Origin of the sequence: Halothece sp. PCC 7418 (assembly GCF_000317635.1) — a bacterium.
Lineage (GTDB): Bacteria > Cyanobacteriota > Cyanobacteriia > Cyanobacteriales > Rubidibacteraceae > Halothece.
The window spans coordinates 2,020,622-2,037,766 of the sequence record NC_019779.1 but is presented as its reverse complement, the minus strand read 5'-3'; the positions used below and the strand labels follow the sequence as shown (position 1 = coordinate 2,037,766).

The 17,145-nt window shown below is 42.2% G+C and carries 15 protein-coding genes; 9 read left to right on the top strand and 6 right to left on the bottom strand.

Annotated elements, in window-relative coordinates:
- Positions 1-2 precede the first annotated feature (2 nt).
- The 8 genes from PCC7418_RS09240 (at position 3) to PCC7418_RS09205 (ending at position 9,463) form a co-directional block, all read left to right on the top strand.
- Positions 3-1,178 carry a glycosyltransferase gene (locus PCC7418_RS09240; RefSeq protein WP_015225908.1) on the top strand — a complete coding sequence of 392 codons (1,176 nt, stop codon included), beginning with the start codon at positions 3-5 and terminating at the stop codon, positions 1,176-1,178.
- Complete coding sequence (locus PCC7418_RS09235; RefSeq protein WP_015225907.1) at positions 1,175-2,425, top strand: glycosyltransferase family 4 protein; 1,251 nt, start codon at positions 1,175-1,177, stop codon at positions 2,423-2,425. The genes PCC7418_RS09240 and PCC7418_RS09235 overlap by 4 nt, the downstream gene beginning before the upstream one ends.
- 12 nt (positions 2,426-2,437) lie before the next feature.
- A complete protein-coding gene (locus PCC7418_RS09230; RefSeq protein ID WP_015225906.1) occupies positions 2,438-3,601 on the top strand; it encodes a glycosyltransferase in 1,164 nt (387 codons plus the stop codon).
- A 24-nt stretch (positions 3,602-3,625) separates the two neighbouring features.
- A complete protein-coding gene (locus PCC7418_RS09225) occupies positions 3,626-4,573 on the top strand; it encodes an aldo/keto reductase (protein ID WP_015225905.1) in 948 nt (315 codons plus the stop codon).
- Complete coding sequence (locus PCC7418_RS09220; RefSeq protein WP_015225904.1) at positions 4,563-6,245, top strand: GMC oxidoreductase; 1,683 nt, start codon at positions 4,563-4,565, stop codon at positions 6,243-6,245. Before PCC7418_RS09225 ends, PCC7418_RS09220 begins: the two co-directional genes overlap by 11 nt.
- Before the next feature lie 5 nt (positions 6,246-6,250).
- Positions 6,251-7,021, top strand: a complete 771-nt coding sequence (locus PCC7418_RS09215) for a hypothetical protein (RefSeq protein ID WP_015225903.1) — start codon at positions 6,251-6,253, stop codon at positions 7,019-7,021.
- Positions 7,021-8,367 (top strand): hypothetical protein, encoded by a 1,347-nt coding sequence (locus PCC7418_RS09210; protein ID WP_015225902.1) that lies wholly within the window; start codon positions 7,021-7,023, stop codon positions 8,365-8,367. Before PCC7418_RS09215 ends, PCC7418_RS09210 begins: the two co-directional genes overlap by 1 nt.
- Before the next feature lie 139 nt (positions 8,368-8,506).
- Positions 8,507-9,463 carry a hypothetical protein gene (locus PCC7418_RS09205; protein ID WP_015225901.1) on the top strand — a complete coding sequence of 319 codons (957 nt, stop codon included), beginning with the start codon at positions 8,507-8,509 and terminating at the stop codon, positions 9,461-9,463.
- A gap of 7 nt (positions 9,464-9,470) precedes the next feature.
- Here PCC7418_RS09205 and PCC7418_RS09200 read toward each other — a convergent pair whose 3' ends face one another.
- The 6 genes from PCC7418_RS09200 to PCC7418_RS09175 all read right to left on the bottom strand — a co-directional run bounded on the left by PCC7418_RS09200 (position 9,471) and on the right by PCC7418_RS09175 (position 15,095).
- Positions 9,471-10,211: a DUF429 domain-containing protein gene (locus PCC7418_RS09200; RefSeq protein ID WP_015225900.1), complete on the bottom strand. Its 741-nt coding sequence runs from the start codon at positions 10,209-10,211 to the stop codon at positions 9,471-9,473.
- Between the two features lie 6 nt (positions 10,212-10,217).
- Positions 10,218-11,171, bottom strand: coding sequence for an NAD-dependent epimerase/dehydratase family protein (locus tag PCC7418_RS09195; RefSeq protein ID WP_015225899.1), 954 nt, complete (start codon positions 11,169-11,171; stop codon positions 10,218-10,220).
- A gap of 90 nt (positions 11,172-11,261) precedes the next feature.
- On the bottom strand, positions 11,262-11,369 hold the full coding sequence (gene psbM, locus PCC7418_RS09190; protein WP_015225898.1) for a photosystem II reaction center protein PsbM: 108 nt from the start codon (positions 11,367-11,369) through the stop codon (positions 11,262-11,264).
- A gap of 75 nt (positions 11,370-11,444) precedes the next feature.
- The gene (locus PCC7418_RS09185) at positions 11,445-11,753 is read right to left on the bottom strand and encodes a 2Fe-2S iron-sulfur cluster-binding protein (RefSeq protein ID WP_015225897.1); all 309 of its coding nucleotides are present in this window, start codon (positions 11,751-11,753) and stop codon (positions 11,445-11,447) included.
- Between the two features lie 81 nt (positions 11,754-11,834).
- Positions 11,835-13,616 carry a TolC family protein gene (locus PCC7418_RS09180; RefSeq protein ID WP_015225896.1) on the bottom strand — a complete coding sequence of 594 codons (1,782 nt, stop codon included), beginning with the start codon at positions 13,614-13,616 and terminating at the stop codon, positions 11,835-11,837.
- Between the two features lie 105 nt (positions 13,617-13,721).
- Positions 13,722-15,095, bottom strand: coding sequence for a TIGR03279 family radical SAM protein (locus PCC7418_RS09175; RefSeq protein ID WP_015225895.1), 1,374 nt, complete (start codon positions 15,093-15,095; stop codon positions 13,722-13,724).
- Positions 15,096-15,279: 184 nt separating this feature from the next.
- Here PCC7418_RS09175 and PCC7418_RS09170 point away from each other — a divergent pair, with 184 nt between their 5' ends.
- Entirely contained in the window at positions 15,280-17,100 is a 1,821-nt protein-coding gene (locus PCC7418_RS09170; protein ID WP_015225894.1) for a SulP family inorganic anion transporter, read from the top strand.
- Positions 17,101-17,145 lie beyond the last annotated feature (45 nt).

The window sequence follows — 17,145 nt, the reverse complement described above, 5'->3', positions numbered from 1 at the left end:
TCATGAATGATTCTACCAGTTTAATTGCTCTCTTTGCGGGGGGCGGAGTCGGCGGTTCGCAAACCAATGTCAGTGTTTATCTGTTGAGCGGAATTGCTTTACAAGGATACAAGGTTGAGATGGTGACTCTGACTTCAACGAAATCGGAATTACTTGCTTTTTATCGGGAAGTAGAAGGGTTTGAACAGGTTAATGTTTATCCCTTGCAAGTGTCCAATGCCTCGCGATCGCTGCTTCCTTTAGTTCAATACTATCGACACCAACAGCCAACGGTGATGTTTTCTCAACTGACTTACTTCAACGCGATCGCGACAATTGCCAAAACCCTCGCTCACGTACAGACTGCCAATATCCTATTAGAAGGAACGCTTCTGAGCAAAATGATTAAAAGCGATTCCCAGTTTTCGCCAAAATTAATGTTAGTTCCGTTACTGGCGAAATTCACTTATCCCTTTGCCCAAGGGTTTATCGGCAAAAGTCAAGATGTCCTTCTCGACACCAAGCAAGTGGTGGGTCAAAGATTCAACCGAGTCCCCAGTACCGTTTTACCGAATCCTTACCCCTTTGATCGCTTTCGGAAACTTGCCCAAGAAACGGTGGATCATCCTTGGTTTAAAACATCGGAAGTACCGATTATTATTGCTTCGGGTCGCCTTTGTGAACAAAAAGGATTTGACACCCTCTTACAAGCCTTTGCCCAAGTGCGCTCAACCCAACCCTGTCGTCTGGTCATATTAGGAGAAGGTCCCGACCGTCCAAAACTAGAAGCACTGATCAAACGATTGCAATTGACCGCAGAGGTTTGGATGCCAGGGCGCCTCAGCAATCCTTGGAAATACGTGGCTCATTCGACAATCTTCGTGCTGGCCTCACGCTGGGAAGGATGGCCCTCAGCACTGATGGAAGCAATGGCTTGTGGCTTACCCGTCATCACCACTGATTGTCCTGGGGATGGGAAAAAAATGGTGGAACATGAAACCAACGGTCTCATTGTCCCCACAGATAACGTCATGCAGCTGCAAACTGCTCTCCTGAAACTCCTCCAAAATCAGGATTATCGAGCAAAAATTGCCAAAAAAGCAAAAGAAAGCGTTTTAAGCTACGACTATCGCTTTATTTCTCAAAAATATCTCAGTTTTGCTGATTTTATTGTTCAAAATCAATTCACCAAATCATGAACATGAAAATTTTAGTGTCTGCGTATGCCTGTGAACCGAATCGCGGTTCAGAACCGGGTGTGGGCTGGAATATTGCTTGGGAACTGGCAAAACAGAATGAAGTTTGGGTTCTCACGAGACCTGATGATGGTCGAGAAGCAATTGAAGCGGAACTGACTCGGAATCCGCAGCCGAATCTACGATTTGTTTATTTTACTTTGCCCCTTTTCGGGGGCTTTTGGCAATGGGGGTCAGTTGCGTTTGTTTTACATTACTATCTGTGGCAAATTCAGGCTTATTTTGTTGCGAAAAAACTACACCAACAAATTCAGTTTGATGTTGCCCACCATGTTACGTTTGTCCGCTATTCTAGCCCCAGTTTTATTTCCCTGTTGCCGATTCCGTTTGTGTGGGGAACGGTGGGTGGTGCGGAATCTGCCCCGAGGGCGTTTTGGAAAAATTTTAACGGGAGAGCTAGGATTTATGAGATTCTACGAGCATTAGCCCATAAGGTGGGAGAAAATGATCCCTTTGCTCGTTTAACGGCTCAAAGAAGCGCGATCGCGCGAGTAACAACTGAAGATACAGCGAAACCAGTGCGGAAAATGGGCGCGGATCAAGTCACCATTGTCCCTGAAGCTGCTTTATCCAAATCAGAAATCGAAACCCTCTCTCATTGTCCTATTTTAGATCAGTCTCGGTTGCGGTTCATTAGTATGGGGCGTTTGCTGCATTGGAAAGGATTTGATTTAGGGCTGAAAGCCTTTGCCCAAGCTAATTTACCCGATGCAGAATATTGGATTTTAGGGGAAGGAGTGGAAGCGGAAAAGTTACGCCGATTAGCGCAAACCTTAGGCGTTCAACAGCAAGTCAAATTCTGGGGACGTTTAAATCGCTCTCAAACCTTTGACAAACTCAGTCAGTGTCAGGTTTTAGTTCATCCTAGCTTGCATGATTCTGGAGGCTGGGTTTGCTTAGAAGGAATGGCTGCGGGTCGCCCGATCCTTTGTTTGGATTTAGGCGGACCAGGGGTGCAAGTGACTCCTGAAACTGGCATTAAAATTCCTGCCCACACACCAGAACAAGCCGTACAGGATCTCTCACAAGCAATGGTCTATTTAGCCCAAGATAGCCAGCAGCGATCGCGCATGGGACAAGCTGGTCGCGACTTGGTGCAAAAACTTTATAACTGGGAAGTCAAAGCGCAAGAATTAACCCAACTTTATCAAGAACTCAGTCTCAAAAAAAAGATAACCCCTCATCTATAAATTACTTAAAATATGCGCATTTTACTCGTCCATAATCAGTATCAACAACTGGGCGGAGAAGACACCATTTTTAAGACTGAAGCTGACTTATTAGAGTCTTATGGTCATGAAGTCATCCGCTACGTCATTCATAATGACCGCATCAAAGAAATGACTGCTTTAGCCTTAGCCAAAGCAACGTTTTGGAATCACCCAGTCTATCAAGAACTACGGGCTTTAATTCAAGCGAAAAGACCTCAAATAGCTCATTTTCATAATACATTTCCCTTGATTTCTCCCGCAGCTTATTATGCTGCCAAACAGGAAGGCGTTCCCGTTGTCCAAACCCTCCATAATTTTCGCTTACTCTGTGCAAATGGTTTATTTTTCCGTGACGGCAAAGTTTGCGAAATGTGTTTGACTCAAAAGACTTTTATTCCTGGCATTATTCACCGTTGCTATCGACAAAGTACAACCGCCAGTGCAGCAGCAGCAACAATGGTTAAGTTCCATGATTTACTGGGAACTTGGTCAAAAACCGTTGATATTTTTATTGTTTATAGTCATTTTGCCCATCAAAAATTCATTGAAGGGGGATTACCTACGGAAAAAATAGCCTTTAAAACCAACTTTTTATATCCCGTTCCCGAACTGGGAAGCGGAACAGGAAATTATGCTTTATTTGTCGGAAGATTAGCTCCTGAAAAAGGGACAAAAACGCTTTTGTCAGCATGGCAAAAATTAGGTCATAAAATCCCTCTAAAAATTCTCGGCGATGGACCCCTTGCACCAGAAGTCCATGCTGCTGCGGAAAGAATAGCAGGGATTGAATGGTTAGGGCGCAAACCCCTTTCAGAAGTCTATGAATTAATGGGCGAAGCTACCTTTTTGATTATTTCTTCAGAATGGTATGAAACTTTTGGTCGAGTCGGAATTGAGGCGTTAGCTAAGGGGACACCATTAGTGGTTTCTCAAATTGGAGCGTTAGCAGAATTAGTCATTCCTAAACAAAATGGTCTGACTTTTCAACCTGGTGATGCGGATGATTTAGTGACTCAAATTGATTGGTTAATCAGTCATCCCAAACTCTTAAAGCAGATGCGATCAAATGCTCGCGCTGACTTTGAGGCTAAATATTCAGCAGCAGATAATTACACTCGTCTGCGTGAAATTTATACCTTAGCAGGTGCTCAATAAACACTATAAAACTCGATTTTTATTATGGAATATCGACCGTTTGGGAATACGAGCTTAAAAGCCTCAGTCATTGGTTTAGGCTGTTCTCGTTTAGGAGGAAATTTAAGCCAAGGAAACCGTAAAGAAGCGGTAAAAATGCTTCATTTTGCTCTCGATTCTGGTGTTAATTTTTATGATACCGCAGATAGTTATGGTCAAGGACAAAGTGAAATTTTACTTGGGAAAACATTGAAATCTCATCGAGAACAGGTTATCTTGGCAACCAAAGCGGGTTACTTTCTTTCGCCATTGGGAAAAGTAGCAGCAAAATTTAAGCCCATTGTTAAACCAGTCGCGCGATCGTTACGTGCTGTAAAATCTTCTCCAGGTAAGGCTAATTCTCTCTCTAATGTGCGTTCTTCTCTATTGCGCCAAAACTTTAATCAAAGATATATTATTAAGGCAGTTGAAAAGAGTTTGAAACGATTACAAACCGATTATTTAGATCTGTTTCAACTTCATAGCCCCCCAACAGATATTTTACAAACAACAGAAATTTGGCAAACCTTAGAAACGCTTAAACAACAGGGGAAAATTCGCTATTATGGCGTTTCTTGCGACACGGTTGAAGATGCTTTCATTTGTTTACAACAGCCAAACTTATCCAGTCTTCAATTAGAAATTAATGCCTTAAAACAAGATGCAATTACACAAATTTTACCCCTTGCTAAGCAAAACAATGTAGCAATTATTGCTCGCCAACCTTTCGCGTCTGGTCAACTATCAACCAAAAGACGACAAGAAAAACGTAACTTATTTCAAACCGCCTTACAGTTTGTATTGCAACAAGAGGGGGTTTCTGTGGTGATTCCTGGGGCGAGTAGCTGTCAGCACTTAAAAAGTAATCTCGATAGCTTAAAAGCAACTCCTTTATCAGCAGAAGAATTAAAACTTTTCCTAACTCATATTCAAGCTCAAACTTATGATTATTGATGCGCGAAAACTACCGAAAAACACAGTAATTAACGGTAAAATTTGCATTGTCGGGGCCGGTGCTGCTGGGATTACTTTAGCGAAAGAACTGAGCCCCTCTTTTTCCGATATTATTCTCCTTGAAAGTGGGGGAAAACAATTAGAAATTGAGACCCAAGATTTATATAAAGGAGAAATTCTTGATCCGAATCATGGTGCTTTACATGAACAAAGACAAAGACAACTTGGCGGTACGACTAATGTTTGGGGAGGACGTTGCGCCCCATTTGATTCCTTAGATTTTACGGCTCGTTCTTATGTTCCTAATAGTGGTTGGCCGCTCTCTAAAAAAGATTTAGATCCTTATTATAAACAGGCTCATAACTATTGTGAATTGGGTCGTTATAGTGAGGATATTAAAACTGTTTTTGGTGCGGATGTTCCCGAAATGATTCCAGGTTGGAAGACTCAGGAAATTTCTACTGATCAACTTTGGTTATTTAGCCCTCCCACAAACTTTAAGAATAAGTATCAAACCTTTTTAAAGCAGACTCATAAAGTTACCACTTATTTACACGCCAACTGTCTGCAAATCAAGACGAATCAGGAAGGAACTCATATTGACCATCTTCAATGTGCTTCTTTGGCAAAAAATTACTTTATTGTCCGTGCTGAGACTTATATTTTAGCAATGGGTTGCTTAGAAATAACTCGTTTGCTATTGTTATCTAATATTGGTAATCAAAATGATCTCCTTGGTCGCTTTTATATGGGACATATTAGTGGTGATGTGGGAAATGTTACGTTTACACCACGCCAAGGAAACGTAATTTGGGATTATGAAAAAACGCGGGATGGGGTTTATGCGCGACGGTCAATTCGGATTACGCCAGAAACCCAACAAAAATACCAATTAATGAATCTACGAGCCATTTTAACTTATCCCGAAATCTCCGATCCCAGCCATGGGAATAGCATTTTGTCGGCGATGTATATTATTAAAACTATTCTACTTTTAAGACAAACGTCTCGGATTTACTACAGTAAAAATTTGGATACCAGTGGCTTCAATCAAACCGTCAATGCTCATTTAAAAAATGTTCTGGGAGATCTTCCCAATTTAGGGAATTTTAGTTACCGTTGGCTAACGCAACGTATATTTAGTTCTCGTCAACTTCCTTCTGTGGTATTAGAAAGTCAATCGAATACTTATACCTTACATTTTGATGCCGAACAGTCTCCTAACTATTGTAGTCGAGTCATGTTAGGAAATGAAGTGGATGCTTTTGGTTTAAAGCGTCTGCGAGTTGACTGGCGTTATACCGAAAGTGATCTTCAAAATGTTATTCAATCTTATCAAGTCATTGCCAATAGTTTAGAAACAGCAGGAGTGGGAAAACTGGAATTTAATGCGGTAGAAATGCCTGATCGGATCAAAGAAAATTTAGGAGTCGGAAGTCATCACATCGGTACAACTAGAATGTCCGATTCTCCCCAGCAAGGAGTGGTTGATAAAAATTGCAAAGTCCATGGTATTGATAACCTTTATCTTGCAAGTAGTTCAGTTTTTCCCACGTCTAGTTATGCTAACCCGACTTTAACAATTCTTGCCCTTACCCTCCGCTTAGCTGCTCATTTAAAGCAGTTTTCTTCTCACCCCATTTCTTATTCTCACCCCTTGCTCAAGCAATAATTACCATGAAAAACTTTCCCCAGTTATTAAGATTTCACTATGATTTACGGACTCATTTGACTCGCTATTCCATTCCTTATTTATGGCTGAAACGATGGCAACAACGATATTTACTTCCCCAAGCAGCAAGAGGAGAAACCTCAGGGCATATTATTAAATGGGGCGCGATCGAAAAAGATACAGAAATTGTTATTGAAGGCTATCCTCGCTCTGGTAATACCTTTGCTTCTAGTGCGTTTCGCCTCGCCCAAAATCGACCGATTAAAATTGCTTACCGTCTGCACGCATCCACTCAATTAATTACTGCTGTCCATCTAAAAATTCCCGCGATCGCGCTAATCCGTAAGCCTGAAGATGCCGTTTTATCTTGGGTGATTCATCGTTCTCATCTCACATTAGAACAAGCAATTAAAGGATATATCAGCTTTCATGAAGCAATTTTACCGCACTGCAATTATTTTATTATTGCTGATTTTGAGACGGTTATTAATAATTTTGGTGTCATTATTCGAGCAGTTAATAAAAAGTTTGATACGACTTTTCAAGAATTCGTTCACACAGAAGAAAATGTACAAAAGTGTTTTATTATGATTGATAATTTCTATCGAGAGTCAGGGCGGGGTAAAATTTCTAATAATATTGTTGCTCGCCCAGCCCAAGAGCGAAATGAAGCTAAAATCTTCTTACGTCAACGCTTAAAAGCCCCCAACCTTCAATCTTTAATGGGGAAAGCTGATGCCTTATATGAACAAATTCTGCAATATCGATCAAGCTAGTGAAGCCAGTTCGGAAGAAACAATCAAAGCCCAAGAAAGAGAAAGGATATGTCTCAAATTCTACTCTCCTTCTCTTAGCATTTGGCAGTGCTTTTTTTCCTCGTTGCTTAGAAGCAGTTGGCTTTCCATCTCCCATTAATTTTGTTCACTTCTTTATGATTCCAGCCAGTTGTCTTGTCATTCTTTTGACCAGTCGCAACCAGACTCGAAAACAGGTTGTCATTGTCGAAAATTTACTAATCGGCTTACTAATCTTTGCCATTATTGTTATTGCCAGTGCTTTTTATAATGAAGCAGGTTTGATTAATGCTTTTTTAAGCTATATGCTGCTAACTGAACCATTTATTTTCTTAATCGCAATGGTCAGTTTACCTCTTTCCAAGGAGTCTTTTCAGCGTTTTCGGAAATGGTTGGTTTCTTTTTTTTATTTTCATCTGCTACTGGTTTATCTTCAAAAATATATTCTGAGAGTTGATACTTGGGGACATTTGGGTTTAGCTCCACCCGATCGGATTCAAGGCGTTTTCTTTTTATCAGGATCGGGTCATGTTGTCGGTGCTTCCGTCTCTTTAACGTTTGCTCTTTACTGTCTTTTTTTAAGTAAATTTCTACCGTTTTGGCTAAGACTTATCATCGCGATCGCGGGATTTGGAAATATTATCCTCGCTGATGCGAAACAAGTAATATTAGTCTTTATGGTAGCAGGACTTCTTCTCTTCTTACTCAAACTTCAAGATCCTATTCTCTTAATTAAATATCTAACTGGAGGTCTTTTTTTTGGCTATATCTTTCTTTGGTGCGTGAATAATATCCCTGCGTTTGATGCTTACACAACTTGGTCTGATCCAGAGCTTTATGGACCCAATGGTCAAGCCACTTTAGTGAAAACAACTGCACTTCGGGTCATTCCTCGCCATTATGAATCTGCTCTCAATTTTTGGTTAGGACTCGGGCCAGGTCATACGGTGGGTCGCCTTGGAGGATGGATGGTTCATCAATATCGATCTTTGTTAGACCCATTCGGGGTTACTATACATCAGGCTAGTTTTGATGTGTGGAGAGAAGCAAGTTCTTTTTATATTATGAGTCGTTCAAGTATGTTTTCTCCTCTATTTGGATGGGCGGGAATTTGGGGAGATTTAGGAGTCTTTGGTTTGGCTTCTTATTTGTATTTGGCTTGGTTAGTTTGGCATTATTTATGTTTAGAAGATTTTTCCCGATTTTTATTATTGACCGTCTTTGTTTTTGGTCTAATTATGTCTCAAATGGAAGAGCCTGGATATATGCTTTCTGTGACAGCGCTCATTGGTTTGCAATGGCAAAAAAATCAGTGGATGCGATCTTAATTCTAACCCTTTATAGCAATCCCATAAGAATTGTCAATTAATCCCCCCTAGCCCTGCTTTGTCAGGGGGAAAAATCAAGTTTTTACGAATGAATTAGAACTACTATAATTATATTTTTTATTAATTCTGGATTAAAACCATGAGAAAAGTTGTATTTTTAATGCCCTACGGAAGATTAGTTTTTAGAAAAATCAGATCTTTTTATAAAAAAATCAGGAGAAGCCCTCCCTATTTTTTAGTATTTTTGTTTGGAAGATTTATCTGGGTCCGCCTGAGTTTTTCTCATTTATCAAAACCAGATCAGAAGGCTCAACAGTTATTTAATCAGAACTCAGACTCATTATTCAGTGATTTAGATAGTAAGACAATTGTTACTCTCTTGCAAAAACATGGTATTTTTGAGGGAATTTTACTACCTGAAGAAATCAGAGAAGATATTCTGGAGTATGTTGACTCTCATGATTGTTTTATTGATGGAAAAGTAGATCAAGGGTTTAAAATTTCAGAGAAAGATCAAGTAGAGGCAATTTATGGTCGTTCCTTTTATGTGGCACGATATTTTAATACTAGTACGACTTGCACGGGGATTTCAAAACTAGCAAATGATCCGAAATTTTGGGAAATTGCAACTCAGTATATAGGAAAGGCAGCAAAATATACAGGTGCTAGCCTCTACTGGACTTTTCCGCTACATGATACTTCAAAGCCCTATGAATTTAGCCAATTCCATTATGACCTAGAAGATTATAATAGTCTCAGATTTTGTTTTTATCTAACGGATGTTCATAGTGATAGTGGCCCTCATGTTTGCATCCAAGGGAGTCACAGAAGAAAGCCAATCAAGAGTATTTTTAACTATTTTAGCCGCATCTTTCCTGAGGAAAAGCTGATTGAATTTTATGGTTTTGAGACGTTTAATTATTTAATCGGAAAAGCAGGATTTGGCTTTATTGAAGATGTCTTTTGTTTCCATCGTGGGGCGATTCCAGTCCATGAGCCTCGGCTGTTTTTACAGCTTCATTTTGCTACCAATAATTACGTTGAGCACCAATATCACGACCATCGAGATCCCAAAACCCTCAAATCTATTTTTTAACGGCTTTTCAGGCTAATCGTGAGGGAACAATAATATAACCAGTTGCGCGATCGCCGAGAACTTGATTGCGTGTTTCTCCCCAATACCACCAATAAGCACCAATATAAGCACAAATGAGACTGTCGAGTTGGTCTTCAATAGCTTTGAGGGCGGTTCCAGTTAAAGCGTCTAAAGGTTGCGCGATCGCGCTTAAGAAATGATCTAAATTTAGCGCAGGAGTTAGTTTGGGTAATACCTCTTGCGTATATTGTTGCAGTTTTTTCAGTTCCGCTTTTCGTTGGGCGATCCGTCCTTTTTTATACTTCAAAATTCGTTCTAACTCAAAGAGTTGTACCATGGCAGCATGGGGATACACTTCAATTTGATAGCGTCCCATTTGCTGGGGAACAATCGTCGGAGCGTGCTCAAATCCCCGTGCTTCTAAACTGAGACCAAAAGCAACGGTTCGCTGAGCAAAAGGGCGTTTGCGGTTTGCTGGATAACAGCCCGCATGATACCGACCAAAATATTTATGAGTGAGTTTGTCAGGAACTCTCATTCCTGTCTCATTGGGAATTAAAGTAGGGGCATCAACGGCAATTAAAGTCGGTTCTGTCACAGAAATTAGGTCATCACACCAAGCCAAAATCTCCTCAACAGACAGTTTACGGTCTAATGTGAGGAGAGATAATTGTTCATCTTGCCACTGTAAGCAAGTCAGCCCACTCGGTTGCGAGTACCACCCCAAATCAATGCCGATAAATTTCACGGGTCTTTATTGATGATACGTTTGCTTGATCCATTCCCATTCTTGCGTTAAGCCCGTTTTCAGATCTACTTGCGGATGATAGCCTAAGATTTGCTGGGCTTTACTAATATCAGCAGACGTATCTCGGGCATCGCCAGTGGCTTTGGGGCGATAGTCACGAGTAATTTCAGTGCCAGTGACGGTTTCCATTTCTGCTAAGACTTGTGTCAGAGAAACCCGACTGCCACCCCCAATATTAAACGCTTCTCCCACTGCTTCGGGAACAGTTCCAGCCGCTAAATTGGCCGCGATCGCGTCGCTAATAAAGGTAAAATCGCGAGTTTGCAGACCATCCCCATAAATCGAAATCGGTTCTCCCTTCAAAACCGCTTTCAAAAATTTGTGAAATGCCATATCGGGTCGTTGTCGAGGGCCATAAACGGTAAAATAGCGGAGAGCCGTTGCTGGCACACCAAAGTTTTGGTGATATTGCCAACAGAGTTGTTCCCCAGCTAGTTTGGTAATGCCGTAAGGAGAAACGGGTTGCGGGCAAGTTGATTCGGGAGTGGGTAGTGTTTGCGCGTTGCCATAAATGGAAGAACTAGAGGCATAAACAAACCGAGTTAACTGTTTTGCTTCTTTTGCTGCTTCTAGAATGACTTGCGTGGCATTCAAGTTGCGTTCCGTATAGAGGGAGAAGGTTTCTCCCCAACTCGCCCTCACCCCAGCTTGTGCTGCTTGGTGAAAAATTACTTCCACATCTGCTAAAAGACTAGTCCAATCTAAATCCAGAATATTCGCTTCAATCAGACTAAATTGAGGATTTTCCAACACTCGGGCGAGGTGAGACCGTTTGAGTGTCGGATCGTAATAATTATTAAATTCATCAACACCGATCACGGTTTTTTCTTGTGCAAGTAGGGCTTCCACAAGATGAGATCCAATAAAACCGCCAGCCCCAGTAACAATATATTTTCCCATCTGTTTTTAATTAACAAGTAAAATGAAAAAATCAGGGAGGGGAGAAGTTCCTCCACACTAACCCTGATCCATTGATGATTTTGAAGAAACTTAAGTATCTTCACTACTCCGAGTTTGGATATAGAGAATGAGTAGAAACACTGTGGGAACCAGTACAAACAAGATACTGGCAACAAATCCGAGTTGATTAACTTCCATTGCAGTTAGCTTTTTATCACATAATCTCAAAGGACATTTTTAGGATATCACCATTTGGGGAGGTGACAACAAGGGTTAACGGGTTTGAGGTTTAGTAATAATACTAACCTCACCGCTATTGACAATGGTTTGGCAAGATAAGCGATAAGTATCTGGCTTTTTCTTTAATTTTTGCTGTTCTGCTGGTGTCCGTTCGGATAAATTTTCCATCCCTTCGGCAACTTCTACCACACAAGTTCCACATTGACCATACCCCCCACAGTTCAGCATTTTTCCTTTAAATGTGTAAAGGTCAATGCGGTTTTCTAGTGCTTTTTCGCGGAGATTAGTGCCATCAGCAGCAATTACTTGTTGATCTTCGTGTATGAATTTAATGTTAGCCATCTATAAATTTTAGTTACGGACTACTTTTACTCCATTGTATTAAGAAAATGTAATGAATTCAGGCATTAGTCTTAAAATCTGCTAAGGCGTATCAAAGAGCCTACCATCAGGAAAATTACTCACGGCTCGTTCTAAAGCAGCTAAAGAGCGATTGTAGTTAATAATTGCCGTTAATAAATTCCCTCTGGCTTGTGTGAGGGCGCTTTGGGCGTTAATGACATCGGTTTGGGTTCCCACTCCAGCTTGGAAGCGCAAACGGGCTAAACGGAGGCTTTCTTCCCCCTGTTCCACTGCGATTCTTGCTGTATCTATATTTTCTTCGTTAGCTTGCAGGTCATAGAAGGCTTGTTCCACTTCCCGACGAATTTGATTGCGAAGTTGATCAAAACGATTTTCCGCGATCGCTGCGTTTTCTTCGGCTTGTCTTGCTCTTGCTTGGGACTGTCCCCCATCATAAAGCGTCCATTGCAACTGAGCACCAATGGCTAGCCCGTCTCCTGTGCCCGTTGTTCCCCCAGTGCCACTGTCAATGATATCAAGCACATTATATCGGGTAAATAAACTGACTTGAGGTTTGATCCCAGCCAGCGCGATCGTTTGGTTTTCCTGAGCAATTTCTCTTTGTTGCAGTTGTTGCTCTAATTCCGAACGATTTTGATAAGCCAGAACAATACTTTCTTCCAAAGATAAATCCCAAGTTCCTGCCACTTCGGGAGGCGTGGCTGCGGTGACTTCAACTTGTTGACCTAAACCGAGCGTTTCCACTAAACGCCGTCGGCTGACTCGTCGTTGAGAGATAGAACGGGTTAAGTTTTGCTCTTCATTGGCTAAATCAACTTCTGCTTGCAGCACATCGAAACGAGTTCCCAAACCCGCTTGTTCTAGCAACTGAGCATCCCGTAAACTTTGTTCAGCATCAGCAACCGCAGCGCGAGCAATTTCCACTTGGGAATCAGCTTGTTGGACGGCATAATAAGCATCTGTGACATCAAAGCGTAACTGTTCTGCTGCTTGCTCTAGAGCTAATTCTTGAGTGCGAACTTGCGATTCTGCGACTCGAATTTGTGCGGGGCGCTGTCCACCGGTGTAGAGATTATAGTTTAACTGTAAAGTGGTATTGAGATCTGTAGTGGGTCCGTCAGTTCCTCCAAAATTCGCATTATTGGCATTAATTTCATTAGCTGCGGAGGTACTGCGTTGGAGATCGGTTTGTAAGCTCAGAGTCGGAAATTCAGTCCCCAAGGCTTCTTCTAACTGGGCTTGGGCTTGATTGAGGTTGAGACGAGCTTCTTTTAAGGTTTGATTATTTTCTCGGGCGAGCTTAATGGCTTGTTCGAGAGTAATAGGAACCACTTCCTCCACTTGCACTTCTTCGGTGCTGGTGGGCAACTGTAAAGGATTTGAATTCGGATTTAACCGTTCTGTCTCCTCGACGGGCTCTAAAGACTCATCATATTCTTCAAGGGGCTGATTGTCTTCTCTTTGAGCCAATTGTTGCTTGTGCTGGAATCCCTTGCTTGCTGAGGGCAAAGCTATTCCAGTTTTTAAATTGATGATCGCGCTTGCTCTAGCCGTTACATTTGGCTGAACCATCGGGAAAGCAGCGGTTTGTAATCGATTCACTGTCTCACGTTTAGCAAATCCCTCAATCTTTGCTGATCGTAAATCGGCAACACGAGGTTGTGAAACCAGAGACGGTTGATGGGACAATTCTCCTGAAACTGGGGTGCGATCAAAAGAAGATTCGGTTGCTGTTTTGGAATCAGCCAGAGAAACCCAATCTTGAGCAGTGGCGTTTCCTCCAACGCCAAGACTCATCAATGCTCCCACACTCACACCGAATAAATAACGAAAGGCTAACATATTGATTTCGTTCCGTTTTCACTCCTAAAAGCCGATGTTAGTTTCATCAACTCATGAAACACAAAAAACACACCTGATACATATCTCTATCTTGACATTGACGACTCAAGAAACCAAGTCCAGATGAGAAAATTCCCCTGATATTTTAGGGGGGAGTGAATCGAAGAGACAAGTTTGGATTAAATGGGTAATATCGGTCACGGGATAAATCGGACATTTTAATTGTTCACGAAGGGTTTCTAAGGTGACATCATCCAAGAACCGGGTATCGTGATCTTTCAGCATTAAAGAGGGTAGCAAAACCCCATCTCCTAAATCTTTCTGAGAAAGACTGTTTAAGAGATCTTCTCCTGTGAGTAAGCCAGTAACGGTAATCTCTTGTCCCCAATAGTCACTCCGACAAGGCCTTAATTCCACCGTTAATCCTGAGACGGTGTTTAATTGGGCAATTAGAGGCTGAAATGCTTGTTCCACTGCATTCCCCACGACCCAAGTGAAGCGACGTGGGGGATTAATTGTTGGAGGAAGCAAGTCTTGAGCAAGGGTTTGGAATTCTTGGATAAATTGACGAATCGAGCCAACGCCATTTCCGAGTTGGGGATAGTCTTCATAATGGGAGGCGGGAGGGAGTTCTTCACGGGCAATTAAAAACCATTCATCGGCTAACCAGGCGAAACTTGTTCCTAGTTTCTCCTGAAATTCTTTTTGTAGCGGTTGCACTTGTTGAATGATGCTTTGCGCTTTTTCCGTGCTCACAGGAATGAGTTCATCTTCTTGGGGACGAAAACGAGTTAACCCCACAGGGACAACCGCAGCCGAGATCACGGTCGGAAGCTGGCCTTGATGAAATTGAGCTAAATCCCGCAGGGTTTGTTCCAAGTGCTTCCCATCGTTAATTTCGGGACAAACCACAACTTGGGCATGAATTTGCAGTTGATGGTGTTGAAACCATTGGAGTTGTTCTAAAATTTGCCCAGCACGAGGATTTTTGAGTAATCTGGATCTGAGTTCTGGCTCGGTGGCATGAACGGAGACATAAAGGGGAGAGAGGCGCATTTGAGCAATCCGATCCCATTCTCGTTGGGTGAGGTTGGTGAGTGTGAGATAACTCCCGTAGAGAAAACTTAAGCGATAGTCATCATCTTTGAGGTAAAGACTTTCTCGTTTGCCGGGGGGTTGTTGGTCAATAAAGCAAAAAGGACAACGATTGTTACATTGAATCAAACCGTCAAACAAAGCGGTTTCAAATTCCAAGCCTAAGTTGTCGTCGTAGTCTTTTTCCAATTCGATGTAGTGGGTTTCGCCATGTTTGTCTAGAATTTCAAGGGTGAGTTCTTCTTCGGCGCAAAGATATTGGTAATCAATTAAGTCCCGAGGACGTTCTCCGTTGATGGCAACGATCGCGTCCCCAATTTCAAATCCCAATTCTTCCCCAATTGAGTCAGGGACAATTCTGGAAATGCGAGCGGGTTTTAACATGGCGAGGTTTGAATAATTCGTTCTTTTTTAAGGTAGCAAAGCGCAAGGAGCAGTCTGCTAGTGGTAATATGAAATTCGTGTATTTAATGTTACTTCTTTAGACCCAGCTGGTAGATTAGGGTGATCGAGAGGAGGGGGAGGTGGGTAGCACTGATTAATCAATTTCATATAGCAACCAATTTCTATGACCGATCCCGTAACGACAGAGGAAACGACCCAATCGAAGATTTTTACTGATTTAGTTGACCAATTTCAGCCTCAAAACCTGTTACCCAGCTTGAGTGCTGGCTTAGTTACTGGCATTATTGCGGTCATTCGAGCCATTTCCTACGCAGCACTAATTTTTGCGGGTCCTCTGTCCGAATATCTTTCGACAGGCGTTGGCATGGCAATTTTTAGTAATGCTGTCATCGGAATTGTGGTTGCTTTACTCGCTCCCTTTCCTGGAATCATTGCCACGCCCTTAGCTGCCCCCACTGCGGTTTTAGCTGCTCTGGCTAGCGCGATCGCGCTGCAGATGAATGATGCTTTTCCCCCACAAGAAATTCTCCTCACAGTCATCGCTGGGATTGTCATTAGTACAGTTCTTTCTGGATTATTGCTTCTGGTGCTGGGACGATTGAAACTGGGCAATCAAGTTCAGTTGATTCCCCATCCTGTCATTGGGGGATTTATGGGAGGGACTGGCTTGATCTTAATTCAGGGGTCTCTGCAGGTGATGACCAATGTTGAGTTTAGATTATCTCAGCTATCCGTTTATCTACAACCGGAGGTGCTCCCCAATTGGGTCACTGGGGTCATTTGTGCTCTGATTCTTCTGGTGGTTTCCAACCGTTACAAACACTTTCTGATTATTCCGGGGACACTTCTGACCTTCATCGGCATCTTTTACCTGGGATTTTTACTGACTGGGACTTCGTTTACGGAAGCCAAAGCGCAAGATTGGTTGCTGAGTTTTGCCATTGAAGAGAGTCAGTTGTGGCAGCCTTTAATCCCTTCACAGTTGGGTGGGATTCACTGGTCAGTGATTCTGCAAAATTGGGACGCGATCGCGTCAGTGATTTTTATTTGTCTTCTGGAATTAGTTCTCACCAAAAATGGAATTGAATTATTCGTTCGGCGCGATATTGATGTTAATCGTAGCTTAGAGGCGGTCGGACTGGGCAATGTCCTTGCAGGGGTTGGCAGTGGTCTGTCAGGAAATCAAGCTCTTCCGAGTACCATTCTTGTTTCTAAAATGGGGGCAAGTCGTCGCCTCACGGGTCTCATTTGTGCTTTGGTCAGCATTGCGGTTCTTTTCTTGGGTCCGTCTTTATTATCCTTCTTCCCTCGCCCCGTTATTGGGGCTTTATCTTTCTATTTAGGTCTGGCGCTGGTTATCCAATGGGTTTACCGAACTTGGTTTCAACTGGATGTCTCTGAATATTTGATCATCATCGCCTCACTCATTGTTATTTTTACGGTTGGCTTTTTGGAAGGGATTGCTGTGGGTTTTGCAGCACAACTGGTTCTCTTTTTGTATAATTACACGCAACAGGACATCATTAACGATGATTGGGATGGCATTAAGAGGAGAACGGAAATGCTGTCTTTTGCGGATCGTCATCTCCTCCAAGAAAAAGCCCACCAAATTCAACTCTGGCAACTACAGGGATATATTTTCTTTGCAACGGCTAATCGGTTGGTTGAGAAGTTTCGCCAACTGCTCAATCGGGAAGAAAAGCACAAACCCTTTTACTTGATTATTGATGGTAGCCGACTAGAAGGGCTGGATGCGTCTGCGGTTTTAAGCTGCGCTAAAATTTTACGACTTGCCTATCAAAAGCAAATCACAATTGTTTACACCAGTTTAAATCCCTCTGTGGAACATAAACTCAATCGCGGGGAAGCACTAGAAACGGATAATCCTTATTGCAAGCACTTTTCTGATTTAGATCAAGGGTTGCGATGGTGCGAAAGTCGGCTTTTAGAGGAATCACTGGAACAATCAGCTTCACTTTATTAGGATCTGTTAGAATCAAGAGCGCGATCGCGCAACTGCTTCATGGTT